Annotated in this window: 17 protein-coding genes; 3 read left to right on the forward strand and 14 right to left on the reverse strand. The window is 64.9% G+C overall.

All coding sequences use genetic code 11. From position 1 onward, the window contains the following. Positions 1-8 precede the first annotated feature (8 nt). Entirely contained in the window at positions 9-1118 is a 1110-nt protein-coding gene (locus ACZBJS_RS17960; RefSeq protein WP_253625130.1) for an amidohydrolase family protein, read from the reverse strand. Then, positions 1115-2191, reverse strand: a complete 1077-nt coding sequence (locus tag ACZBJS_RS17965) for an amidohydrolase family protein (RefSeq protein ID WP_076832583.1) — start codon at positions 2189-2191, stop codon at positions 1115-1117. The genes ACZBJS_RS17960 and ACZBJS_RS17965 overlap by 4 nt, the downstream gene beginning before the upstream one ends. A 173-nt stretch (positions 2192-2364) precedes the next feature. On the opposite strand from ACZBJS_RS17965, the gene ACZBJS_RS17970 reads away from it, so the two are divergent. Next, entirely contained in the window at positions 2365-2847 is a 483-nt protein-coding gene (locus tag ACZBJS_RS17970) for a CinA family protein (protein ID WP_253604962.1), read from the forward strand. Between the two features lie 314 nt (positions 2848-3161). On the opposite strand, the gene ACZBJS_RS17975 is transcribed toward ACZBJS_RS17970, so the two are convergent. From ACZBJS_RS17975 to ACZBJS_RS17985, 3 genes are all read right to left on the reverse strand, one after another. Continuing rightward, positions 3162-4472: an HlyD family type I secretion periplasmic adaptor subunit gene (locus tag ACZBJS_RS17975; protein WP_057020081.1), complete on the reverse strand. Its 1311-nt coding sequence runs from the start codon at positions 4470-4472 to the stop codon at positions 3162-3164. Beyond that, the gene (locus tag ACZBJS_RS17980; protein WP_253625132.1) at positions 4469-6220 is read right to left on the reverse strand and encodes a type I secretion system permease/ATPase; all 1752 of its coding nucleotides are present in this window, start codon (positions 6218-6220) and stop codon (positions 4469-4471) included. Before ACZBJS_RS17980 ends, ACZBJS_RS17975 begins: the two co-directional genes overlap by 4 nt. 150 nt (positions 6221-6370) lie before the next feature. Continuing rightward, positions 6371-7165 carry an acyl-CoA thioesterase domain-containing protein gene (locus ACZBJS_RS17985; RefSeq protein ID WP_316397506.1) on the reverse strand — a complete coding sequence of 265 codons (795 nt, stop codon included), beginning with the start codon at positions 7163-7165 and terminating at the stop codon, positions 6371-6373. Between the two features lie 110 nt (positions 7166-7275). Here ACZBJS_RS17985 and ACZBJS_RS17990 point away from each other — a divergent pair, with 110 nt between their 5' ends. After that, the gene (locus tag ACZBJS_RS17990) at positions 7276-8184 is read left to right on the forward strand and encodes a LysR substrate-binding domain-containing protein (protein WP_316397508.1); all 909 of its coding nucleotides are present in this window, start codon (positions 7276-7278) and stop codon (positions 8182-8184) included. Here ACZBJS_RS17990 and ACZBJS_RS17995 read toward each other — a convergent pair. The 7 genes from ACZBJS_RS17995 to ACZBJS_RS18025 all read right to left on the reverse strand — a co-directional run bounded on the left by ACZBJS_RS17995 (position 8181) and on the right by ACZBJS_RS18025 (position 15542). Then, positions 8181-9158, reverse strand: a complete 978-nt coding sequence (locus tag ACZBJS_RS17995) for an ABC transporter ATP-binding protein (RefSeq protein ID WP_076832598.1) — start codon at positions 9156-9158, stop codon at positions 8181-8183. The genes ACZBJS_RS17990 and ACZBJS_RS17995 overlap by 4 nt on opposite strands. Next, complete coding sequence (locus ACZBJS_RS18000) at positions 9155-10567, reverse strand: amidase (RefSeq protein ID WP_316397509.1); 1413 nt, start codon at positions 10565-10567, stop codon at positions 9155-9157. Before ACZBJS_RS18000 ends, ACZBJS_RS17995 begins: the two co-directional genes overlap by 4 nt. Beyond that, entirely contained in the window at positions 10564-10773 is a 210-nt protein-coding gene (locus tag ACZBJS_RS18005) for a hypothetical protein (RefSeq protein WP_076832604.1), read from the reverse strand. The genes ACZBJS_RS18000 and ACZBJS_RS18005 overlap by 4 nt, the downstream gene beginning before the upstream one ends. After that, positions 10770-11843: an ABC transporter ATP-binding protein gene (locus ACZBJS_RS18010; protein WP_316397510.1), complete on the reverse strand. Its 1074-nt coding sequence runs from the start codon at positions 11841-11843 to the stop codon at positions 10770-10772. Before ACZBJS_RS18010 ends, ACZBJS_RS18005 begins: the two co-directional genes overlap by 4 nt. Positions 11844-11846: 3 nt before the next feature. Beyond that, complete coding sequence (locus tag ACZBJS_RS18015; protein ID WP_156436506.1) at positions 11847-12734, reverse strand: ABC transporter permease; 888 nt, start codon at positions 12732-12734, stop codon at positions 11847-11849. Between the two features lie 2 nt (positions 12735-12736). After that, complete coding sequence (locus ACZBJS_RS18020; protein ID WP_050382524.1) at positions 12737-13690, reverse strand: ABC transporter permease; 954 nt, start codon at positions 13688-13690, stop codon at positions 12737-12739. 199 nt (positions 13691-13889) lie between these two features. Next, on the reverse strand, positions 13890-15542 hold the full coding sequence (locus ACZBJS_RS18025; protein WP_410469766.1) for an ABC transporter substrate-binding protein: 1653 nt from the start codon (positions 15540-15542) through the stop codon (positions 13890-13892). Between the two features lie 209 nt (positions 15543-15751). Between ACZBJS_RS18025 and ACZBJS_RS18030 the strand changes: the two genes are divergently transcribed. Then, on the forward strand, positions 15752-17359 hold the full coding sequence (locus tag ACZBJS_RS18030) for an ABC transporter substrate-binding protein (protein ID WP_057020088.1): 1608 nt from the start codon (positions 15752-15754) through the stop codon (positions 17357-17359). Positions 17360-17521: 162 nt separating this feature from the next. Here the strand turns inward: ACZBJS_RS18030 and ACZBJS_RS18035 are convergent, their stop codons facing one another. Then, positions 17522-19756 (reverse strand): CHASE2 domain-containing protein, encoded by a 2235-nt coding sequence (locus tag ACZBJS_RS18035; protein WP_463438941.1) that lies wholly within the window; start codon positions 19754-19756, stop codon positions 17522-17524. Between the two features lie 100 nt (positions 19757-19856). After that, complete coding sequence (locus ACZBJS_RS18040; protein ID WP_463438942.1) at positions 19857-24023, reverse strand: VCBS domain-containing protein; 4167 nt, start codon at positions 24021-24023, stop codon at positions 19857-19859. Between the last annotated feature and the right edge of the window lie 266 nt (positions 24024-24289).

The raw sequence follows: 24289 nt of genomic DNA on the forward strand, positions 1-24289 counted from the left end.
TTTTCGGATCATGCGATACCGTACAGCTGCTTGGCGTTGTCGAGATAGAACGCCTGGCGATTGGCATCGCTGACGCCGGCCGGCAGCACGCGCGACGGCTCGTCGTAATCCCAATGCGGGTAATCGGTCGCGAACAGCAGCCTGTCCCAGCCGATCCACTCGATGGTCTGGAACAGATGGTCGCGGCTCTCCGGATCCTCCATCGGCTGCGTCGTCCACCAGATGTGGTCGCGGATATACTCCGACGGCTTGCGCTTCAGATGCGGCACCTCGGCATGCAGCCGCGAAAACACCTTGTCGAGCCGCCAGGCCAGCGACGGCGCCCAACCGAAGCCGGCCTCGACCATCACCATCTTCAGTTTCGGGAAGCGCTCGAACACGCCCTCGAGCACGAGGCTCGCCAGCGCGGTCTGCTGGCACTGCGAATGCCCGACCATCTCCTCGATATAGTAGCTCGGCCACCCCGACGCGGTAATCGGGTTGCCGCCGAAGCCGAAGGCGTGCACACCGATCGGAAGGCCGGCTTCCTGTGCCGCCTCATAGATCGGCCAGTAACGGCGCTGGCCGAGCGGCTCGACATTGCGGCTGAGCAGCAGCACCTGGACGAAATTCGTGTCGCCCGCGCGCTTGCGGATTTCGGCGGCGGCCGACATGCCATCCTCATTGGCGACGACGACCGAGCCTTTCAGGCGGGAATCCTTGCTGGTCCATTTCTCGATCTGCCAGTCGTTGATTGCCGAACAGATCGCGCCGGCGAGATCCTGGTTGCGGATGCCCTGTCCGGTGTTGAGCGGGTTGAGCACGCCGAGCGCGACATTGTTGGGATCGAGGTGCTGCTTCTGCATGAAGGACAGCGACGAGCCCTGCGGGCCGCCTTCCGGCGGATAGGCATCGCGGCGCGACGCATTCGGCTGCGCCTTCGGATAGGGCGGGCCTCCCATCATGCCCTGATAGGCATGGACGCCGAAGGTCTCGAGATGCGCATGCCAGCGCTTTTCGAGATAAGGATACAATTCATCCTTGGTGGCGCGGGCCGGATGGATGTCGCAGTCGGCGATCGCGGTCTTGATGCTGGTCGGCGATGCGGTTTCGGGACGCTCGCGGAGCTGGATGTTCATGGCGTCTTCTCCTTCACCTTGAGCCGGCCATAGGTCGCATGCGGATTATCGATCATGATCTTGCGTACCAGATCCTGCGACAACCCGTGCGGCAGCACCTCGTCACCGTCGAACTGCCAATGCGGATAATCTGACGAGAATAGGATCAATTCGTCCGACTGCATATGGTCGAACAGGCGGTTCAGCGTGTCTCCGTCCGGCGGCGCATCGACCGGCTGCAGCGAGAAGCGGATGTTGCTGCGCACAATCTCCAGCGGCGCGCGGTCGACCCACGGGGTCTCCATGCGCACGCCGCGCCAGAACTTGTGCAGCCGCCACAGGAATGGCGGCAGCCAGGTGAAGCCGGACTCCAGCATCACCATTTTCAGGTTCGGATGGCGCGCGAACACGCCCTCGACGATCAGGCTGGTGAGCTGGGTCTGGAACGCCTGCGCCTGCGCAACATAATCCTCGATGTGATAGGAGCCCCAGCCGACCGAGGTCGGCGGATTGTGATAGGCGCTGCCGGCATGGATGCCGACCGGCAGGCCGAGCCGTTCCGCCGCGGCGTAGATCGGCCAGTAGTGCCGCTTGCCAAGCGGCATGTCGCCCATCACCAGCATCAACACCTGCACGAAGCGCTTGTCCTGCGCACAGCGCTCGATCTCGGCGACCGCCTTTTCGATGCTCTGCACCGGGATCACGATCGAGCCGCGCAGGCGATCGTCCTTGTCGAGCCATTCCTTGACCAGCCAGTCGTTCAGCGCGCGGCAGAACGCATCGGCCATGTCCTCGGAGAACACCATCTGCACGCCGTAGAGCGGATTGCAGATGCCGTAGGCCGTGCCGAACTGGTCGAGCGCCTGGCGCTGCATGTCCGCAAGGCTTGAGCCCGGCTTGCCTTGCGCTGGACGCCAGTCCGGCCGCGACGAGATCGGCGAATTGGTCGGATAGGATTGCGAGATCAGGTCGGTCATGCCGCGCGTCGTCACCTGGTCGCGCCAGTAGTCGTTCATGTACGGCAGCAGGCTGGTGAGGTGAGGCACGGCGGGATGCAGATCGCAATCCACGCCGCCCGCGATCGGCGACGTCATGATGTTTCCTCCGCGCACGCTCTCACGACAAGCTTGTCGGGCGGCGCCTGGTTCTTGTCTTGCATTCAATCAGGCCATGCCGCGGCCTGCAACTCGGCAAACGGCTGCGTGGTGTGCTAGGAGGGCAGGACGCCCCACGGGATTTTCATGGCAAGCAACGAGAAAGAAGGCCGATGAACGCGCTCACATCCATCGCCGAACAGGTCGCCGCAAAACTGATCGCGAACAAGCAGACGATTGCGGTCGCGGAATCCTCAACCGGCGGACTGATCTCCGCATCGCTGCTCGCGGTTCCCGGCGCGTCGGCCTATTTCCTCGGCGGCGGCGTGATCTACACCCGCGACGCGCGGCGCGCGCTGATGGACATTCCCGACGACGCCATGCGTGGGCTCCGCTCGGCGTCGGAACCTTACGCGCAATTGCTGGCGCGGCAGATCCGCGAGCGCCTCGCGACCGACTGGGGATTGTCGGAGACCGGTGCCGCCGGCCCGACCGGCAACCGCTACGGCGATGCCGCCGGCCACAGCTGCATGGCGGTCGCAGGCCCCCACCAGCAGGTGATCACGCTGGAGACCGCGAGCGGCGACCGGCAGGCGAACATGCAGGCATTTGCGAAGGCGGCGCTGGAGCTGTTGTTGAAGAATCTGGAACGGTAATTTTTCCCTGTCGTCCCGGGCAAGCGACTTGTCTCACCGAAGCTCGAAGAGCGGAGGCGGAAGCGCGACCCGGGACCCATAATCACCGATGGCAATTGACGATGGTCCGCTGGAGCCACAGCCTGCTTCAACAACTCGATCCTGTGGTTATGGGTCCTTGGTTTCGCAGGGACGACTTGGGGAAAGAGCCTGCAATCTAACGAGGACTGCGTAGCCCGGATGAAGCGAAGCGCAATCCGGGACGACTTCATCCGCTGAGCGACTGTTCCCGGATTTCGCTGCGCTTCATCCGGGCTACAAGAGCAGCGCGCGGCTCACTTTTCGCGGAACGAGCGCATGAACTGGTCGCTCATCGGCTTCATCAGATAGGACAGCATGGTGCGGTCGCCGGTCTGGACGAAGGCTTCCACCGGCATGCCCGGGATGATCTTCACCTCGCTGCCGAGGCGCGCCACTTCTTCCGGCGGCATCGAGACGCGGATGGTGTAATAGCTCTGCCCGGTGCGCTGGTCGGTGGTGACGTCGGCGGAGACGCGGGTGACGACGCCGTTCAGCTCCGGCGTGGTGCGCTGGTTGAAGGCGGAGAGCCGCAGCACTGTCTTCTGTCCGACCTGCAGCTTGTCGATGTCCTGCGGATTGACCTTGGCCTCGACCGACAGATCGTCGGCCTTCGGCACGATCATCATGATGGCATCGCCCGCGGTAATGACGCCGCCGACGGTGTGCACGGTCGATTGCAGCACGACGCCGTCCTGCGGCGCGCGGATGTCGATGCGGCGAAGCTGATCCTCGGCGGTGACCTTGCGCTCGACGAACTCGCCGATCTTGTCGTTGGTCTCGCGCAGGTCCTTCGAGACCTCTGCCAGCATGTCCTTGTCGACCTGGATGATCTGCAGCTCGGTCTCGGTGATCTTGCCCTTGGCCTGCGCGCGCGAGGCGATGTACTGCGCGCGCTCGCCGGAGAGCCGCGCCGCGTCGCGCTCGAGCGTGGTCAGGCGGGTCAGCTGCACCAGATGCTGCTCATAGAGCTGGCGGACGCCGACCAGCTCCTGCTGCACCAGCGCGATCTCCTTGTCCTTGGCGCTCTCCTGCGCCTGCAGGCCGGAGATCTCCTCGTTGAGCTGGGTGACGCGCTCGCGCAGCTGCGCCTTCTGGCCGGTGCGGCCGTTGACGCGGACCTCGAACAGCTTGGTTTCGCTCGCCATGATGTCGCGAACGTCCGGCTCCTTGGCCTGCTCGAGCAGCTGCGGCGGGAAGGCGATCTTGTCGCGGCCCTGCTGCTCGGCCTCGAGCCGGGCCGCGCGCGCATAAAGACCGTTCAGCGTCTTGACCACGATCGCAAGGCTGGCCTTCACGACGGTCTCGTCGAGGCGCACGACGATGTCGCCCGCCTTGACCACGTCGCCGTCGCGCACCCGCACCTCGCCGACCACGCCGCCGGTCGGATGCTGCACCTTCTTGACGTTGGATTCGACCACCACCGAGCCCGGCGCGATCAGCGCACCCGAGATCGGCACCGTTGCGGCCCAGCCGCCGACGCCCCCGCCGAGAACCAGAACCACGGCGAGGCCGACGATCAGATGCTTGCGGATCGAGCGATGTGCGTTGCGCGGTTGATCGGTCATGACTTTGCGGCTCCCGCATCCGCGACGATCTTGATCGGCGTCGGCACCGGCGGCGCGGCACGCTGCAGCACCTGCGCGAGCACAGCCTCCTTCGGCCCGAAGGTCTGCATGCGGCCGTCCTTCAGCACCAGCAGATGGTCGACGCCCTCGATGCCGATCGGCCGGTGCGCAACCACGATGACGACCGCGCCGCGCTCGCGGGCGCCGCGCACCGCGCGGGTCAGCGCCTCGTCGCCTTCGCTGTCGAGATTGGAGTTCGGCTCATCCAGCACGATCAGGAACGGGTTGCCGTACAGCGCCCGCGCCAGCGCCACGCGCTGCGCCTGGCCCGCGGAGAGCGCGGTGCCCTGCTCGCCGACCTGGGTGTCGTAGCCCTCGCGCATCTTGATGATCATCTCATGCACGCCGGCCTCCTTGGCCGCCGCGATGATGCCGTCGGACTTGGCGTCGGGATCGAACCGGCAGATGTTCTGGGCGACCGTACCGGCAAACAGTTCGACGTCCTGCGGCAAATAGCCGACGTGGCGCCCCAGTTGGTCGGACGACCATTGGTCGAGCGCGGCGCCGTCGAGCCGTACCTTGCCCCGCGCCGGCATCCAGACGCCGACCAGCGCCCGGATCAGCGACGACTTGCCGGAGCCGCTCGGGCCGATCACGCCGACGCCGCTGCCGGCTTCGACGGCGAAGGTGATGTCCTGCACGATGGCGCGCTGGTCGCCCGGCGCGACCATGGTCACGGCCTCGACCGAAAGCTTCTTCTCCGGCGCCTGCAACAGCGTCTGCTCGGGCCGCGCCGGAATTTGCTGCAGCAGGCGGTTGAGCCGCTGCCAGCTCTGCCGCGCGGCGACGAAGCCCTTCCAATGCGCGATCGCGAGATCGACCGGCGCCAGTGCCCGCGCGCTCAGGATCGAGCCGGCGATGATGATGCCGCCGGTGGCCTCCTGATGGATCACGAGATAGGCGCCGACCGCGAGCACGGCGGACTGCAGCATCATGCGCAGCACCTTGGCGACCGCGCCGAGCCCGCCGGTGACGTCGCTCGCACGCTGGTTGCCGGACAGATATTCCTCGTTGGCCTCGTTCCAGCGCCTGTTCATGCGGCCGGCCATGCCCATCGCCACCAGCACCTCGGCGTTGCGGCGGCTGGAGGCGGCAAGATCGTTGCGCCGCGCCGCGAGCGTCATCGCTTCCTTGGCCGGCGTGCGCGACAAGTATTCGGTGATCAGCGTCAGCGTCACCAGGATGACGGCGCCGATCAGCGCCGTGACGCCAAGCAGCCAATGGAAGGCAAAGCAGATCACCATGTAGAACGGCAGCCAGGGCAGATCGAAGAACGCGCCGGGACCCATGCTGCCGAGGAAGGAGCGCACATTGTCGAGGTCGCGCAGCGGCTGCAGGCCTTCGCTGCGATTGCCGGCCATCAGCGGCAGCCGAACGACGGTGTCGAACACCCGCGCATTGAGCGCTTCGTCGAGCGAGGTGCCGACGCGGCCGAGGATCCGTCCGCGCAGCAGGTCGAGCACGCCCTGAGCCATGTAGAGGACCGCGGCGATGACCACGAGGCCGACCAGGGTCGGAACGCTGCGGCTCGGCAGCACCCGGTCGTAGACTTGCAGCATGAACATCGAACCTGTCAGGTAGAGCAGGTTGATCATGCAACTGATGAGGCCGACGCCGATAAAGGCGCTGCGGCAAGCGCGCAGCGCCTCAGCCAGTTCGGAACGCCGGACAGCGGGCGCGGCTGCCATAAAAACTGATCTCTGCAAAACAAAAGAGTTACGTGATCACCACGTTGTATAGACGTTTGCGACCACCGTCCATTTTAAGTCGCGTGAACCAAAGCATGGTTCGCGGCCTCATTTTGTGATCGCACCGACAGTTGACGGAATAAATCAGGGTTAACCGGCGGCGGAACCCTGGCCTCGCGCGGGCGCGCTTCCCGGAAGCGGCACGAGAATGACCGACATCGAGACCCGGCCGATCTCGCCATCCACATCGAGCAACACCCCACTGCCGACGCCGAGCCCGGCCTCCGGGCGCCAGCGCGCATCGGCGCGAACGCCGATCCAGGCGCCTCGCGGTGGCCTGAACAGCTGCACCGCGAGGTTCGGATTGGGGTCGGCCACCACGTTCTGGACGGGCCGCGCGATGCCGTGGGTCCAGTCAGCCGGGCCGAGCACCCGCGCCAGCGGACCGGCGCCCGCCATGACGGCGTGATGCAAGCGAAACCAGGCGGTATCGCCGCCGGCACGGGCTTCCATCGCATCCATGAACCAGCTGCGGCCATGGACCGCGTGTGGGCTGCGCAACGGAAACACCGTGGGATCCACCGGATCGGCTGCGCTCCCGTAAAATCCCGGGACCTCGACGGCACGCTCGCGCGACAGCGTCACGCGCACCGTCGCGCAGGGTCGCTCCTCACCGGCCGGCCAGAGCGTGTTGTCGACGACGCTGACCCGGCCGCCTTCGGTCACCACGGTAACGTGCGTGCGCAGTTCCGCCATTGGCGTCGGCCGCAGGAACCAGGCCGTCGCCGAGATCGCGGTGCCCCAATTGCGCGCACCGGCCATGGCCTCGACCTCGCCGGTCAGCAGGCTTGCGACCGCCCCGCCCTGAAGGCCGGTGAACGGCCCGGCCGCCAGCGCCGCGGGCTTCCAGTGATGGGGCGTGGCGAGCGGTTCGAAGATGGCCAAGGCGAATGGTCCCTTGAGATGAACAGGATTGAGCGTTCAGCCAATCTCATCCAAGAATAGCGGCCATGACAAAAGGCCATTCATCACTTCAGGTGAGCAAGATTCACCCATTGGATGCCCCCGATCCGCGGGTGATCCCGCCGCTGCCGGCGCTGCTCGCCTTCGAGCGCGCGGCCACCCAACTCAGCTTCCGGCGCGCCGCGCGAGACCTGTCGCTGAGCCCGTCGGCGATCAGCCACCAGATCCGCGGGCTGGAAGAGCAGTTCGGCACCAAACTGTTCGTCCGCGGCGCGCGCCAGGTGCGGTTGACCGACGACGGCGAGCGCTACCTTGCAAAAGTGTCGGCCGCGCTGGCGACGCTGCAGGAGGCGAGCCGTGACATGCTGCGGCGACGCGGTGAGGCCGGCAGCGAGCTCTGGATCAGCTCATTGCCGTTCTTCACCAGTGCCGTGCTGCTGCCGGCGCTGCCGGATTTCAAGCGGCGCCATCCGCAACTGACGCTGCGGATCGAGGCCACCCACCAATATGCCGACTTCAACGGATCACGCGTCGATGTCGCGATCCGTTACGGGCGGGAACATGCCACCGGGGTGAAAGTCGAGCCGCTGGTACAGGTCAAAGGATTGCCGGTCTGTACGCCGGCGCTGGTCAAGGCAGGTCTTCGGACCCCAGCGGACCTGTCGCGCGAGGTGCTGATCCATGTCACGACGCAGCCGCGGGCGTGGCCGGCCTGGCTGAGGGAGGCCGGGCTGCCGAATCTCGCTCCGCGCGGACATCTGTGGCTCGACAGCGTGCCGGCGATGCTGGAGGCCGCCGAACACGGACTCGGCGTCGCGATTGCGATCGCGCCGCTGATCAAGGCGCGGCCGGGCTTCGGCAAGCGGCTCGTGGCGCCGTTTGCGTTCGAGGCGGCGCACAGCGAGACGATCTACCTGGTCTCCCGGACCGAGCAGGCGCGGGACCGCCGCATCGCGGCGGTGCGGCGCTGGATCACGGACGCCGTCGCGCGGGCGAGCTAGGCCGTGGCGGGCGCCGGCTCGGCCAGGATGCACCGTGCCAAACGGCCGGGAGCGACCTGCACGACCGGCGGCAAGCGCTCGCTGCAGCGCGGCTCGGCGAACTTGCAACGCGGTGCAAAGGAGCAACTGGCCGGCGCATGATCGAGCGAGGGCGGGGTGCCCGGAATGGTTTCCAGCCGCTGGCCGCGCATCGCGCCGTGAATGGTCGAGGCCAGCAGGCCCTTGGCATAGGGATGCACCGGTGAGCGCACGATATCGCGCAAGGCGCCCTGCTCCACGATCTGGCCGGCATACATCACCGCAACGCGGTCGCAGATCTCGATCGCGACACCAATGTCGTGGGTGACGAAGATGACCGACATGCCGAACTCGCGCTGCAGCTCGCGCAGCAGCAGCAGGATCTGAATCTGGACGGTGGCATCGAGCGCCGTGGTCGGCTCGTCGGCAAGCAGGATCTTCGGCTTGCAAGCCAGCGCCAGCGCGATCATCGCACGCTGGCGCATCCCGCCCGACATTTCGTGCGGATAGGAGTCCAGCCGCCGCTTCGCGGAGGGGATCCGCACCACCTCGAGCATTTCGAGCGCGCGGGCCGTGGCCTCGCGCTCGCTCTTACCCTCGTGGCGCATCACCGTCTCCGCGATCTGGCGGCCGATGGTGTAGACCGGATCGAGCGCCAGCGCCGGCTCCTGGAAGATCATCGAGACGGTCTGGCCGCGAAATCCGGACAGCGCCTCATCGTCCATCGCCAGCACCTCTTGTCCCAGCACCTTGACGCTGCCGGAGATCTGCGTGCGTTTCTTCGGCAACAGCCGCATCAACGCGCGCAGCGTCACGCTCTTGCCCGAGCCGGACTCGCCGAGCAGCCCCAACACCTCGCCCTCGCCGAGCTGCAGGCTGAGATCGTTCACGGCATGGACCGTGCGATCGCCGGTGAAGCGGATATTGAGGTTGTTGATCTCGACGAGGTTGGTCATGCGAGCTTGGGCACCCTGGCGTGGAAATCAGTGGCACGCTGGAACGCGGCGCCGATCCGGAGCAGAACCGCTTCCTCGAAGGAGCGACCAATCAGCTGCATGCCGACCGGCAGACCCGTCTTGGTGAAGCCGGAGGGAATCGAGAGCGATGGCAGACCGAGATAGTTGACCGGGCGGGTGAAGCGCGTCAGGCGCTGCAGCACCGCGTCGGCGCCCGGACCATTGCCGACATCGCTCTCCGCGATCGTCGGCGCCGGCACCGGCGATGACGGCGCGATCACCGCATCGACCCCGTTGACCGCCGCGTTATGCGCGGCGAGCGCGGGGCCGCGCCAGCGCATCGCCTCGAGATAGGTGACCGCCGGAATGGTCAGGCCGTTCTGCAGCCGCATCAGGACCTGCGCACCGTAATCCTGCGGCCGCTCGATCATCCAGCGCTTGTGGAAGGCGGCAGCCTCGACCGCGAGCACCAGTTGCGATGCCGAGGAGAGCTGGCGCTGATCGGGCAGCTCGACCTTGACGATCTCGGCGCCCTCTTTCTTCAAGGTGGTGATAGTCTCGTCGAGGATACGCGCCACCTCAGGGTCGAGGTCGTCGACATAGAACGCCGTCGGGACGCCGATCTTCAGGCCCTTCAGCGACTGTTTGGTCGCGGCCATATAGTCCGGGACAAGCTGCGTCGACGCCGTCAGATCCTCGGGGTCGGCGCCGGCCATCAGGCCGAGCAGCAGCGCGCAGTCCTCCGCGGTCTGCGCCAGCGGACCGACGGTATCGAGCGACTGCGACAGCGGCATCGCACCGGCGCGGCTGACGCGGCCGACCGTCGTCTTCAGGCCGGTGACGCCACAGAAATGCGCCGGCATGCGCACCGAGCCGCCGGTGTCGGAGCCGAGCGCGGCGAAGGTGAGCCGCGCGGCGACCGCCGAGCCCGAGCCCGACGACGAGCCGCCGGTGATGTGCTCGGTGTTCCAGGGATTGCGCACCGCGCCGTAATGCACGTTGTGGCCGGTCGGCCCATAGGCGAACTCGACCATTTGCAACGAGCCGAGGCGGACCTGTCCGGCATCCTTCAGCCGCTGCAGGGCGGTCGAGGTCGTCTTCGGCACGAAGTCGCGGCGAATCAGCGAGCCGCAGGTCACGACCTTACCAGCGTCATAATACATGTCCTTGTGCGCCAGCGGCACGCCGTGCAGCGCGCCGCGACTATTGCCCCTGGCGAGCGCGGCATCGGCCTCGGTGGCGGCGGCCAGCGCCTGCTCGGATTCGACCGCCATATAGGCGTTGAGGCGTGGCTGCCATTCCGCAACGCGATGCAGCACGGCGCGCGTCACCTCATGCGAGGAAACTTTCTTGTCGGCAATCGCCTTGGCGACCGCGGTCAGCGTCATCAGGGCCGGATCAGAGCTCATTTAGACACCTTCTCGATCTTCTGCGCGATCTGCGCCAGCAGGAAGCTCGCGGGTTCGAGATCGAAGGGCAGCGTACCGGAGATCGGTGCAAAGCCGTCGAATGCCGGCCCGATCGAATTGGCGATCCGGGTGGCGACTTCGTCGTCGGCGGGCACGTCAGCGACGTGCGCGATCACCTTGACATCCTTGGGAGTAGGTCTGGTCATGCCGCGTTTTCTCCTTTTGCTTTTGCCGGCGCGCGGCTGTGCCCCGAGCCAGGAATGGCCATGTAGCACGCCGCTTGATGGCCCATTGTATCGAGATCGCTGAGTTTTGGCGTGTCGTTTGCGCAGAGCGGCTCCGCAAACGGACAACGGGTGTGAAACCGGCAGCCCGATGGCGGATCGATCGGATTGGGCGGATCGCCCGAGATCGGCGGCACCTCGGTGCGCCTGTCGGGATCGGATGACGGCATCGCCGCCAGCAGTGCGCGGGTATAGGGATGCGCCGGCGCGTCCCAGACCGCATCGACCGGGCCGAGTTCGACGACCTCGCCGAGATACATCACCAGCACGCGGTCGGAGATGTAGCGGACGACGTTGAGATCGTGGCTGATGAACAGATAGGTCAGGCCGAATTCGCGTTTCAGGTCGGCGAGCAGATTGAGCACCTGCGCCTCGACCGATTTGTCGAGCGCGGACACCGCTTCATCGAGGATCACGAGCCGCGGCGACAGCGCGAGCGCACGCGCGATATTGACGCGCTGACGCTGGCCGCCGGACACCTCGTGCGGATAGCGGTTGGCGAAAATCTCCGGCCGCAAGCCGACCTTACCGAGCAATTCGCGCGCCAGCGTCCGCGCCGTGTCGTCGGCCATGCCGTGGACCTTTGGCCCGAAGGCGATCGATTCCTCGATGGTGAGGCGCGGGTTGAGCGAGGCGTAGCTGTCCTGGAACACCATCTGCACGCCGCGCCGCAAATCGCGCAGCGAGAGCGACGGGCCGACCTGCCTTCCGTCATAGATGATATCGCCGGCATCGCGTGCCATCAGGTGCATCAACAGCCGCGCGGTGGTCGATTTGCCGCAGCCGGATTCGCCGACAATGCCGACGGTCTCGCCCTTCATGACCGCGAAGGTGACGTCGTCGACGGCGCGCACGGTCTTGCGCGGACTGAACAGGCCGCCGCGCACCGGGAAGTGCTTGGTCAGTCCCTTGACCTGCAGCAGCGGCTGCGCGGCGCCGCCGATGTCGGCGACCGGCTCCAGCATATCGACGGTGAGATTGGCGTCGCTCATGCTCTAATTCCTGATGTCCATGGCGCTGCGCATGCCGTCGCTCAGCAGATTGAAGCAGATCGAGACCGCGAAGATCATCGCGCCCGGCAGCGCCGCGACCCACGGATTGACGTAGATCGCAGTACGCAGCGTGTTCAGCATCAAGCCCCACTCCGGCTCCGGCGGCTTGGTGCCGAGCCCGAGGAACGACAGACCGGCGGCGAGGATCATCGACACCGAGATCAGGCCAGTGGCGTAGACGAAGATCGGGCCGAGCACATTGCCGAGCATGTGGACGCGCATGATGGTGAAGGGCCCGGCGCCGGACGCGCGCGCCGCCTCGACGAAATCCATGTTGCGCACGCCGGTGGTGACGCTTTCGGCGACGCGGGTGATCTGCGGCACGAACACGATGGTCAGCGACACGATCGAATTGGTGATGCCGGCGCCGAGCGCTCCCGAGATCGCGATCGCCAGCAGCACCGACGGGAAGGCGTAGAACACGTCGACCGTGCGCATGATCGCGGTGTTGAGCTTGCCGCCGACATAGCCGGCGACGAGGCCGAGCGAGGTGCCGATCACGAAGGCGAAGATCACCGGCAGAATGCCGATGACCAGCGACAGCCGTCCGCCATAGATCAGCCGCGCCAGCATGTCGCGGCCGAGCTCGTCGGTGCCGAGCGGATAGCCCGGCGTGCCGATATGGCGGAGACGGCGGATCATCGAGCCCTGATAGGGATCGGCAAGATGCAGCCATGGTGCCAGCAGCGCCGAGGCAAAGATCAGCACCAGGATGATGGCGCAAGCCATGCTGACCTTGTCGCGCCTGATGCGGCGGCCAACCGTCGCCCAATAGCCACGCGCCTTGGTCGCGGGGACGGCCTGCAATGCGGTATCCAACATCGCACTCATGGCTAGCTCCGCTTGATGCGCGGATCGATCGCGGCCTGCGCGATGTCGACCAGGAGGTTGAGCAGCACGAAGAACAGCGCCAGCACCAGGATCGTGCCCTGCAGCAGCGGCAGATCGCGCTGGAAGATCGCCGAGTTCAACAGCAGGCCCGAACCCGGCCAGGAGAACACGGTCTCGATCAGGATCGAGCCGCCCAGCATGTAGCCGAGCTGCAGGCCCATCACCGCGAGCGCGGTCGGCGCCGCATTCTTGATGACGTGGCGAAACACCTCGGTCTCGCGCAGGCCCTTTGCGCGCAGCGCCTCCACGAAATCCTGGCTCAGGATGTCGCCGGTCAGCGCGCGCACCGTACGGGTGACGATGCCCATCGGGATCACCGAGGTGGTGATCGCCGGCAGCACCAGATAACGCAGATGCTCCCAGTCCCACGCCCAGGCGCCGGAGCCGCCGGGACCTGCGCCGACCGCGGGCAGCCAGTTGAGCTGCACCGAGAAGATGATGACCAGCACCATGCCGAGCCAGTAATGCGGCAGCGACACGCCGGCTATCGCAACCGAGGTCGCGACCTTGTCGACCCAGGTGTCGCGGAAATAGCCGGCGATCAGGCCGAACAGCAGGCCGAGCGTAAAGCCGATCATCGCGGCCGCGATCGCCAGCATCACGGTGTTGCCGACGGCGCGCATCACCTCGGTCAGGACGGGCCGCCCGGTCGCGATCGAATTGCCGAGATCGCCGTGGATCGCGCGCCACAGCCACAGACCGAATTGCACGGGCAATGGGCGATCGAAGCCGTAGGCCGTGCGCAATTGCGCGGCGAGCTCCTGCGAGGCATCGGCCGGCAGCACCGCGACCAGGGGGTCGCCGGGCGTGATGTGCACCAAGAGGAAGCACACCAGCGCCACGCTGAGCACGATCGGAATGACGTAGACAATCCGTCTGGACGTATAGGCGAACACGTTGCGTTCTTTCTTCCTTCTCACCTTGTGGGAGAAGGTGGCGCGCCGAGCGCGCCGGATGAGGGGTTTCTATCCGCGGACAAAGTCATTTCAGATCGGAGAGGAGCGCCCGCGGAGACAACCCCTCACCCGGCTTCGCTTTCGCGAAGCCACCCTCTCCCACAAGGGGAGAGGGTACACCTATTGCGCGGCTAGCGCCTCACGGCGCGACCGTGACCGGCGAGAAGTCGACGAACCAGCTCTTCGGCTGCACAAATCCCTTGATCTTCGGGCTCATCGCGCGCGGTGCGACGTCGTGGGCGACATAGAGGAAGGCCGCGTCGTCGACCGAGGCCGCATGCAGCTCGGCCAGCGCGGCGTCGCGCGCCGCCGGCTCGAAGGTCTGGCGGGCCTTCTTCACCAGCTCGTCGAACTTCGGGTTGTTGTTGAAGCCCCAATTGTTCGACACCGGCGGCGCCATGCCCGACTGCAGGAAGCGCACCAGCGCGAAGAACGGATCCATCGCCGCATAGGTGACGTTGATGGCGTTCGAGCCGTTGGCGGTCGGATCCTTGGTGCCGCGCCGCCAATTGGTGAACAGCGTGTTCCACTCGATGACGTCGAGCTGCACATCGAAGTAGCATTCGGCCAACGCCTGTTGCAGATACTCGTTCATCGGCAGCGGCAGCATCTGGCCCGAGCCCGATGCCGAGGTCTGGATCTTGACCGTCAGCTTCTTGTTCGGACCGAAGCCGGCCTCCTGCATCAGCTTCTGCGCGGCCGGCTTGTCATACTTGATCTGGAAGGTCGGGTTGCCGCGCCAGGGATGACCGGGCTCGAACGTGCCGGTCGCCGGCACCATCAGGCCGGCAAGCAGGCCGTCACGCAGCCCTTCGCGATCGATGCAGAGATTGGCCGCCTTGCGGACGCGGATGTCATTCCACGGCGAGCCCTCGACGCGCGAGAACTGCCACGGCCAGACATGCGGTTCCTCGTTGGAATAGAGGTTGAAGCCACGCTGCTTGATCTCGGGCAGCGCGTCCGGCGCCGGCGCCTCGATCCAGTTGACCTGCCCCGACAGCAGCGCCGCGGTGCGGGCATTGGCCTCCGGCATCGGCAACAGCACCATCTTGTCAGCCTTCGGCACCCGTGCCTTGTCCCAGTAGTTCTCGTTCTTCACCAGCTCGAGCCGTTCGCGCGGGGTGAAGCTCGACATCTTCCAAGGGCCGGTGCCCGCCGCGTCCTTGGCGAACGCGGCCCACGCGGCCTGCGACTTCGCCTTGGCGTCGGCGCCTTCGGCCTTGTCGTAGAATTTCTGCCACTTGGCCGGGCTCGCCATGAACAAATTGGTGAGGTTGATCGGCAGGAAGCTGTCCGGCTCCTTGGTGGTCAGCTCCACCGTCATGTCGTCGATCTTGCGCGCCGAGACCAGCGTCGGCATGCGCGAGGCGGTGACGCCGACCTGGCTCGCATCGTATTGCGGCGCGTCCTGCTTCAAGACCTTGTCGACGTTCCAGACCACGGCGTCGGCATTGAACGGCGAGCCGTCATGAAAGGTGACGCCGGAGCGCAGCTTGAAAATCCACTTGGTCTTGTCGGCATCGTCGACCTTCCACTCGGTCGCAAGGCCGGGGATCATCGCGCTCGCCTTGTCCGACGACGACAGGTCCCACATCGTCAGCGCGTCATACATCGTAAGCCCAGTGAAGCGATTGCCCTCAAAGCCCTGGTCGGGCTGACCGAGCGTGCGCGGAATATCGGCAGCGGTCATGCCAATGCGCAGCACAGTCTCGGCGCTGGCGATCGCCGGCACGCCTGTGGCTATCGCAAGCGCCAGCATGATCGCCGTCGCATTGGTTTTCCTGTTACGCATCTGAGCAGCCCCTTCGAGTCTGGTGACGTTTTGGTGATTATTTCTTGGGCAAGCGTATGCAATGCCTGTGCCAAGGGGAATAGTTCATCAGCAAATAACCGCCGGGCGCGTCATTTCTTCCCACCTCGGGCCTGAACGAAGCGAAGATGCCTATTCTGGCATCATGCTTGCAGGATTTGGCTCCAACGTCTTTCCAACGGAGCCTTCATATGCGTGCGCGCAATTCGATCCTGATGGCGGCAATGGCGCTTGCCTTGACCGCGGGCTGGCCGGCCATGTCGGCGCAAGCCGAGTCCATTGTGCGCTACGGCATTTCGATGGCCGACATTCCGCTGACCACCGGCCAGCCCGATCGCGGCGCGGGCGCCTATCAGTTCACCGCCTACACGATCTACGATCCGCTGGTTGCCTGGGAGATGGATGTTGCCGACCGGCCGGGCAAGCTGGTGCCCGGGCTTGCGACCGAATGGAAGGTCGACGACAACGACAAGACCAAATGGCGCTTCACGCTGCGCAAGGGCGTCAAATTCCACGACGGCAGCGACTTCAATGCCGACGCGGTGATCTGGAATCTCGACAAGGTGCTGAACGACAAGGCACCGCAGTTCGACAAGCGGCAGAGCGCGCAGGTCAAGACCCGCCTGCCTTCGGTTGCGAGCTACGCCAAGGTCGACGATTTCACCATCGAGATCACCACCAAGACGGTCGACTCCTTCTTCCCCTATCAGATGCTCTGGTTCCTGGTCTCGAGCCCCGCGCAATATGAAAAGCTCGGCAAGGACTGGGACAAGTTCGCCAGTCAGCCCTCCGGCACCGGTCCGTTCAAGTTGACCAAGCTGGTGCCGCGCGAGCTCGCCGAACTGACGAAGAACCCGGACTATTGGGACAAGAAGCGGCTTGCGAAGGTCGACAAGATGATCCTGATTCCGATGCCGGAGGCGCTGACCCGCACCAACGCGCTGCTGGCCGGCCAGGTCGACCTGATCGAAACGCCCGCGCCCGACGCCGTGCCGCAGCTCAAGGCCGCCGGCATGAGGATCGTCGACAACGTGACACCGCATGTCTGGAACTATCACTTGAGCGTGCTGCCGGGCTCGCCATGGACCGACATCCGCCTGCGCAAGGCGCTCAACCTCGCGATCGACCGCGACGCGGTGGTTGGCCTGATGAACGGCCTCGCCAAGCCCGCCAAGGGCCAGGTCGATCCGTCGAGCCCGTGGTTCGGCAAGCCGACCTTTGAACTGAAATACGACCTCGCGGCCGCGAAGAAGCTGGTGGAGGAAGCCGGCTATTCGAAGGACAAGCCGCTGAAGACGACTTTCATCATCGCCCAGGGCGGCACCGGGCAGATGTTGTCGCTGCCGATGAACGAGTTCCTGCAGCAGAGCTTCAAGGAGATCGGCATCGACATCGACTTCAAGGTGGTCGAGCTCGAGACATTATATACGCACTGGCGCAAGGGCGCAGCCGACGAGATGAATGCCGGCATCACCGCCAACAACATCGCCTATGTCACGTCGGATCCGCTCTACGCCATCGTGCGGTTCTTCCACTCCGGCCAGGTCGCGCCGGTGGGCGTCAACTGGGGCGGCTACAAGAACCCGAAGGTCGATGCGCTGATCGACGAGGCCAAGCAGACCTTCGATTCCGCCAAACAGGATGCGCTGCTGGCGCAGGCGCACGCGCTGATCGTCGACGATGCCGCGCTGGTGTGGGTGGTGCACGACACCAATCCGCACGCGCTGTCGCCGAAGGTGAAGACCTTCGTGCAGGCGCAGCACTGGTTCCAGGATCTGACCCAGATCGGGCTGGAATAGACATTCCATCGTCGTCCCGGCCTAGTGCGCAATTGCGCACGGGAGCCGGGACCCATACGCCGCGGCCGCCGCAATGGGCACGCGGCGAGACGATCTTCCGTCAACGACCATTCGTGGTTATGGGTCCCGGCCTTCGCCGGGACGACAGCGGGCTTGCGGCGTCTATTTCGTCGTCAACGCGAATGCGCCGTTCCAGTCGTCGGGCGGCGGCTCCTTTTGGAAGGCGTGGATGCGCGCCTCATAGAGGCGGTAGAGATATTGCAGCGTCTGCGCGTCGTCGGTCTTGCGGCCGCGTTCGATCGCGGCGAGCGCGCCGTCCCAATCGCGGCCGCGGTAGCAGGCGAGCATCTCGATGGTCAGGTTGCGCAGCCGCTGGAAGCGGCCGGAGCTCGCGACATCCTCGCGGCCGGCAATCGCGTAGATCACCTCGGGCTCCTTCTTGCCCTTGACCATGATGAAATCGAGCTCGAGGATCGCAAACTTCTCCTTCACCGCAAGCGCAGTCTTCGATCCCACGATGATCGGGAAGCCGTACTCCTTGGACTGTCCCTCGAGCCGCGAGGCCAGATTGACGCTGTCGCCGAACACCGAATAGTCGAAGCGCACATCGGAGCCCATATTACCGACCACGCAGGAGCCGGTGTTGAGACCGACACCGATGTTGAGCGGCACATAGACGTGGCCGCCGTCCTTCGCCTCCTGCTCGCGCTCCCGATTGAGGTCATCGACACGCTCCAGCATGTCGAGCGCCGCATCGCAGGCGTTGAGCTGGTGCTGCTTGTCATCGAGCGGCGCGTTCCAGAACGCCATGATGGCGTCACCCATATATTTGTCGATGGTTCCCTTGCGGGCGAGGATCGCGTTGGAAAGCGGAGTAAGGAAGCGGTTCATCAGCGCCGTAAGGCCCTGCGGATTGCTCTTGTAGGTTTCCGAGATCGAGGTGAAACCGCGCATGTCCGAGAACATGATGGTCATCTCGCGTTCCTCGCCGCCGAGCACCAGCCGCTCCGGCGACTGTGCCAGCTGCTCGACCAGCGCGGGCGACATGTACTGCACGAATTGCGACCTGATCTGTCGACGCTGCTGCTGCTCGCGCACGAAGGCGGAGAAGATCAGCGTGAGATAGATCGCCGTGGTCGACATCAGCGGATAGGTGAAGTCGATCAGCAGCCGGTGCTGGGAATAGAAATACCAGGAGGTACCGATCAGCACCGAGGCAAACATTCCGCCGACGGCGACCAACGTGATCGGACCGAACTTCGGCGCGAAGGCGATGACAAGGAGCCCCATGATCAGCGCGGCGAAGAACTCGATGCCGATGCCGTAATTCGGCTGCGAAACGACATCGCCGGTCAGCGCGCTCTCCAGCACCTGGGCGTGAACCTCGACACCGGGCATCGCCGGCGTCACCGGCGTCGTCTTGATGTCGTTCAGCCCGGTTGCTGAGGTGCCGATCACGATCAGCTTGCCGGCAATTCGGTCCGGTGAGACGCGCCCGTCCAGCACATCGACCGCCGAGACATAGATCGAGGGATCGCGGCGGGCGTAGTGGATCCAGAGTTGGCCGTGGAGATCGGTCGGGATCGCAAAGCCCTTGAGACCCAGGCTCTTGATACCGGCCTTGTCGGCCTTGATCAGGATCGTGCCGGAGCCGCTCGCCACCCGCAGCATCTCGAAGCTCAGCGACGGCATGGTGATGCCCTGCGCCACCATGATCATCGGCACGCGCCTGACGATGCCGTCGCGCTCCGGCCTGATCGTGAACAGGCCGCGCCCGGCAGCCGCCTCCTCGAGCACCGGCACGTTGCGCAGCAACCCCGGGAACATGAACATGAAAGGCTGCGGCTCCTCACCGAGCATCGCAAGTCCGGTGACCGGAAGCTTTTCGTTGAGGTCGGCGCGCACGTTGGGCCCGCCGGATTCGCCGAGCACCACCCGCGAGTTCTTGATGGCTTCGGCCATGATGCTGTCGTTGCTCGGCAGCTGCCGCAGCCTGGCGCGCATCTCCTCATCGAGGCTGCTGAACGTATCGGCGGCGATATCGGGATTGAGACGATCCGGCTCGGAGAACACCGCGTCGAACGCGATCACCACGGCGCCGAGCCGGGTGAGATTGGTGACGATGTCGGCGAGCCGGGTCCGCGGCCACGGCCACTGTCCGAGCCGGGGATCGGCGAGGCTCTTTTCGTCGATGTCGACGATGGTGACGGGCCGCGCCGTCTTCTGGCGCGGTTGCAGCGCCTGGAATGTGTCAAACGTCCTGACGCGAAGCTCCTGGACTGGAGCCGGATCCACGATCCGCAGCGCAGCAATGCCGATCAACAGCGCCACGCAGACCAGCCGCGCATAGCCGAAGCGCCGTGCGAACCACCTGCGTATCGCCTTCAGCCGTTTCATGCCATCTGGATATCACGCGCGCAGAATTGTTCCAATCGAGCAAGCATGCGCAGTGCACAATCAGCCGGGCCACCCCCCCGGCGGCACGGCCGCGCGCCCGTCACGCAAAATGAATAATGAAGTCGTTCTGGGACAGGCTCGCCTTCGCGACATTGTGCAATGTGATCGTGTCTGCGCTGTCGATCGTGATCAGCGTATCCGCCGAACTGGTCGGCGATATCGCAACATGCTGATCGAACCAGCTACTGAAGGTGCTTGCCGAGACGACCGTGGACAGATCGATCTGGTCCTCGCCTGGCGTGAAGTTCAGGATCGTGTCGTGGTTGAAGTTCGGCGCAAACACGAACTTGTCCTGGTAACCCGACCCGAAAAACACGTCCTTGTCGCTGGTCCCGGTCAGAATCACGGGCTCGGGCCGATCCTGTTGGACGTTGAAGATCAGGTTGACCGTATCGGTTGCGCCATGGCCATCGGTCACGGAGAGCGCGATCGTGTCGGTCGCTGGAGCTGTCTGGCCGGGGTTGTAAACGAGACCCGACGATCCAAGCGCGGTGTTGATGCTGGAGAGAAGCCCCTCCTGCGACGAAGGTGCAACGCTGCTGCCCGCACCGGGCGTCGTCGCCGCGGCCATGGTGAAGGTCTCGTCGGCCGTCGCATCGGCGTCCGTCACGGTCAGGCCGGAGATCGTCTCGGTCCCGTTGGGATGTTCGGTGATACTGACGCTGTCGGTGTGGATCACGGGCGCGTCGTTGGCGCCGATCACGTCGATCGTCAGCTTCGCGGTCCCGACGGCGCCATGCGCGTCGATCGTCTCCACATCGAACGTGTCGGCATAGGTGCCCCTGCCCAACGCGTTGATCGCGGCAGCATCGGGAACATAGCTGTAGGTGCCGTCCGGGTTGACGGTCAGCGAGCCGTAGAGGCCCGCGATCTGCGTGACCGCAGCGTGGTCCGAATTGAGCGCGGCATAAGTCAGCGTCGCGGTTTCGCCATGGTCGACGTCGTTGCCATGGAGCGTGCCGGTCAGCGTGCCGAACGTGTCGTTATCGGCGGTATCGGTGAGCGTGCCGGCATTGACGTCGGCGAGTGTCGGCGCGTCGTTGGCGCCGTTGATCGTGATCGTCACGGGCTCGTTGACGACGCCGCCATGGTGGTCGTCGATCTGGATCGTGTAGGTCAGCGTCAGCGTCTCGCCGAGGGCGAGATAGTCGAAATTCTGGTCCGCGGCCGAGAACGTCCAGGTCGACGATCCGGTTGAACCGCCGGTCGCGTCCGTCAACGTCCCCAGCGACAGCCAGTTCAGGATCGTGGCCTCGTCGGGCAGGCCCGTGGTCGCCCCGGATTCGGCGACGCCGGTGATGGTCATGGTGTGGGTGTCGCTGAGATCCACATCGGTGAAGGTCACGGTGCCGGATGCGCTGTCCAGCGTCGATGAACCGGTCGTATCGGGTTGTTCGGGGATGATGGCCGCCTGAGGCGCCGACGTGACGATCGGCGCGTCATTGCTGCCGGTAATCGTGATCGTCACCGGTTGGCTGATCACGCCGCCATGATGGTCATTGACCTCGACCGTATAGGTCAGCGTCAGTGTCTCACCGTCGGCAAGATAATCGAAATTGCGGTCGGCGGCCGAGAAGGTCCAGGCCTGGGATCCGGCGACCCCGCCGGTCGAATCGGTCAGCGTCCCCAGCGAGAGCCAGTTCAGAATCGTGGACTCGTCCTCAGGCAGGCCTGTGGTCGTTCCGGATTCCGCGACGCCGGTGATGGACACGATGTGGGTGTCGCCGAGATCGACGTCGGCAAATGTCACCGCGCCCTGGGCCACGTCGAGCTTGATCGATCCGGTCTCGCCGATCATCTCGGGGACCGTGGCGGTCGGCGGCTCCGACGTGAACGTCGGCACGTCGTTGGTGCCAGTGATGGTGATGGTGACGGGCTGGGTGACGACACCGCCGTGGTGGTCGTCGACCTGGATCAGGTAAGTCAGCGTCAACGTCTCGCCGACAGCGAGATAGTCGAAATTCCTGTCGGCGGCCGAGAAAGTCCAGGCGCGCGATCCGGTTACGCCGCCGGTCGAATCCGTCAGCGTGCCGAGCGACATCCAGCCCAGTATCGTCGCCTGATCGGGAAGCCCCGTGGTCACGCCCGTTTCGGTGACGCCGGCAACGGTGACGCTGTGGGTGTCGCTGAGATCGACATCGACGAAGGTCACGGTACCGGATGCGGTATCCGGCACGACCGAGCCGGTCGTCTCCTCGGCTTCAGTGATGGCGGCCGCCTGGGTCGGCGAGGTGATCACCGGCCTGTCGTCGGTGCCGACGATCGTGATGGTGACCGGCAGCGTGACGACGCCGCCCTGATGGTCGTCGATCTCGACCGTGTAGGTCAGCGTCAGCGTCTCGCCGGTGGCGAGATAGTCGAAGCTCCTGTCGGCGGCCGAGAACGTCCAGGAGCGCAATCCCGTCACGCCATCGGTCGAATCCGTCAGCGCGCCCAACGACAGCCAGCTCAGCACGGTGGCATGGCTGGCAAGTCCGGTGGTGACGCCGGCCTCGGTGACGCCGGTGATGGTGACCGTATGCGTGTCGGTCAGATCCGCATCGGTAAATGTCAGCGTGCCGTGCGCCGTATCAGGCTGGGCGGAATTCCTCGTTGCTGGGAGTTCGGTGATCGAACCGGCCTGCGCCGAGGACGTCACCACCGGGGAGTCGTTGGTGCCGGTGATCGTGATCGTGAAGGTCTTGAACGTGGTCTCGTTGTTCGGTGCGAAATTGTTATCGACGCGCGCGACATAGGCCAGCGTCAGCGTTTCTCCGGCAGCCAGGAAGTCGAACGCGCTGTCGGCAAGGTTGTAGGTCCAGGTCGCCGAACCGGCATTCTTGTTGTTCGGATCGGGCTCGAGCAGCAACGGGATCTCGACGGTCTTGATGGCCGCAAGCTGCGCTGCCGTCAGCGATGAGGTCACGTCGCTGCCGTTGGCGTCCCGGTAGCTGAACGCGGAATAGTCGACCTTCGCACTCGGTATGTCACCGACATTGAGGTCCAGCCATTTGATCTGGCCCGTCGCGGTGTCGAACAGCCCGCTTTGGGTCAGCCCCAGCCGCTCGGTAAACGCCGCGTCCTGGGTCACGACCTGCGGCGGCCCCGGGATGTGCTCGATCCTGCTGTTGGGAACGCCGCCGGCCTGAGGGCCGGTCGTGTTGACGAAGGTCAGCAGAATGATGATCGGCGCGCCACTGTCGCTGCTGGTGAGCTTGAAGCTGCTCGAGACCGGGACGACGCTGTCCGTGAAGTTGGTGGTGAGCTTGGTGTTGGGATTGTTGTTGTCCGTGAACTTCAGCGCAAAGACGTCGGAGATCAGCTTCTGCGCATCGGTCGACAGTTGCGCCGACGAGACGAAGCTGACGCTGCCCTGGCCGTTGACAATGGTCTGGGTGCCGGCCTGATCGACGGTCGCGATCGGATTGAGCGTCGTCTTGTCGAACAGGATGTAGGAGCCGGTGCTGCCATCGGGCTCGACCAGCACCTGGAATTTGGCCGGCGGCACGCCGCCGGTGCCCTGCACGTCGAAATCGATCTCGACCAGCACCGCGGTGCCGCGGATGCCCATGGTCGCGACCGGCGTATCGACCTTCATGTCGCCGTGCTTGGCGGTCGCGCCGGCCACGAAGGAGATCGTGCCCGAGACCAGACTCATCAGCGACGTATTGCTCGACCCGTTCGGGTCGTAGATCATTTCGTTCAGCACCATCTTGGCGTTCGGGCCGAGACCGAACACGGTGCCGTCGATGAAGGTGATGCCGAGCGTCGAGTCGCCGCCGGATTGCACCACGTCACCCTTGTTGACGTTATCGCCCTGGTTCAGGACGATCGCGACGCCGTTGCGGATGGCCGTCGCGTTCCCGGTCAGCTTGGTGACATGGCCGATGACCTTGGCCGGCTCCGCCGCGCCGCCGGCCTGGGCATATTGAGTATAGCCGGTGAGTGCGCTGACGAGATCGCCGGTGAGATGCGCGCCGTCAGGCGACGCCAGCGGCGCGCGCTTCTCGCCCTTGAAATAGTCATGCAGGACGAGTTCCCGATCGTCCTTCGCGATGACGAGGTCGAGCCCGGCCCGCTTGAAGTCGCCGGTGAACAGCAATTGCCCGTCGTCGACGATGATCGCGCCGGGCGGAGCATGCGTGGAAACGCTGTCGACGTGCACGTATCCACGGGCATAAGCGTCCGTGTTCGGCAACAGGCCGTCGAATTTCTCGACAAAGTTCACTGCGGATCACCGCACGAGAGTTAATATTGTTAAAATATCCGAATGATTATGCCTGCATATCATCGGATAAAGCTTGGCGAAACCACTCTGTGCTTGCGCAAGGCGGCCCTCTTGTGCGGTTTGACTGGATGTGACTTGGCTCACGCTGTGAAGAGCCATGTAGTTCGGATTCGCTTGACGGTACCATAAGGTGGGATTCAAGCCAAGATACGTACTGAGCCACGTATTCGTGGTATTGATTGGCATTTCTGTACTTGCCTCTATTT

Source organism: Bradyrhizobium sp. KZN70725 (assembly GCF_055264925.1).

Excerpts from the sequence above, each read along its gene's own strand:
- ACZBJS_RS17980 (WP_253625132.1), bottom strand. The coding sequence starts at position 6,220 with ATGGCAGCCGCGCCCGCTGTCCGGCGTTCCGAACTGGCTGAGGCGCTG.
- ACZBJS_RS18030 (WP_057020088.1), top strand. The coding sequence starts at position 15,752 with ATGCGTGCGCGCAATTCGATCCTGATGGCGGCAATGGCGCTTGCCTTG.
- ACZBJS_RS17965 (WP_076832583.1), bottom strand. The coding sequence starts at position 2,191 with ATGACGTCGCCGATCGCGGGCGGCGTGGATTGCGATCTGCATCCCGCC.
- ACZBJS_RS18000 (WP_316397509.1), bottom strand. The coding sequence starts at position 10,567 with ATGAGCTCTGATCCGGCCCTGATGACGCTGACCGCGGTCGCCAAGGCG.
- ACZBJS_RS17975 (WP_057020081.1), bottom strand. The coding sequence starts at position 4,472 with ATGACCGATCAACCGCGCAACGCACATCGCTCGATCCGCAAGCATCTG.
- ACZBJS_RS17970 (WP_253604962.1), top strand. The coding sequence starts at position 2,365 with ATGAACGCGCTCACATCCATCGCCGAACAGGTCGCCGCAAAACTGATC.
- ACZBJS_RS18025 (WP_410469766.1), bottom strand. The coding sequence starts at position 15,542 with ATGCGTAACAGGAAAACCAATGCGACGGCGATCATGCTGGCGCTTGCG.
- ACZBJS_RS18035 (WP_463438941.1), bottom strand. The coding sequence starts at position 19,756 with ATGAAACGGCTGAAGGCGATACGCAGGTGGTTCGCACGGCGCTTCGGC.
- ACZBJS_RS18010 (WP_316397510.1), bottom strand. The coding sequence starts at position 11,843 with ATGAGCGACGCCAATCTCACCGTCGATATGCTGGAGCCGGTCGCCGAC.
- ACZBJS_RS18005 (WP_076832604.1), bottom strand. The coding sequence starts at position 10,773 with ATGACCAGACCTACTCCCAAGGATGTCAAGGTGATCGCGCACGTCGCT.
- ACZBJS_RS18015 (WP_156436506.1), bottom strand. The coding sequence starts at position 12,734 with ATGAGTGCGATGTTGGATACCGCATTGCAGGCCGTCCCCGCGACCAAG.
- ACZBJS_RS17995 (WP_076832598.1), bottom strand. The coding sequence starts at position 9,158 with ATGACCAACCTCGTCGAGATCAACAACCTCAATATCCGCTTCACCGGC.
- ACZBJS_RS17960 (WP_253625130.1), bottom strand. The coding sequence starts at position 1,118 with ATGAACATCCAGCTCCGCGAGCGTCCCGAAACCGCATCGCCGACCAGC.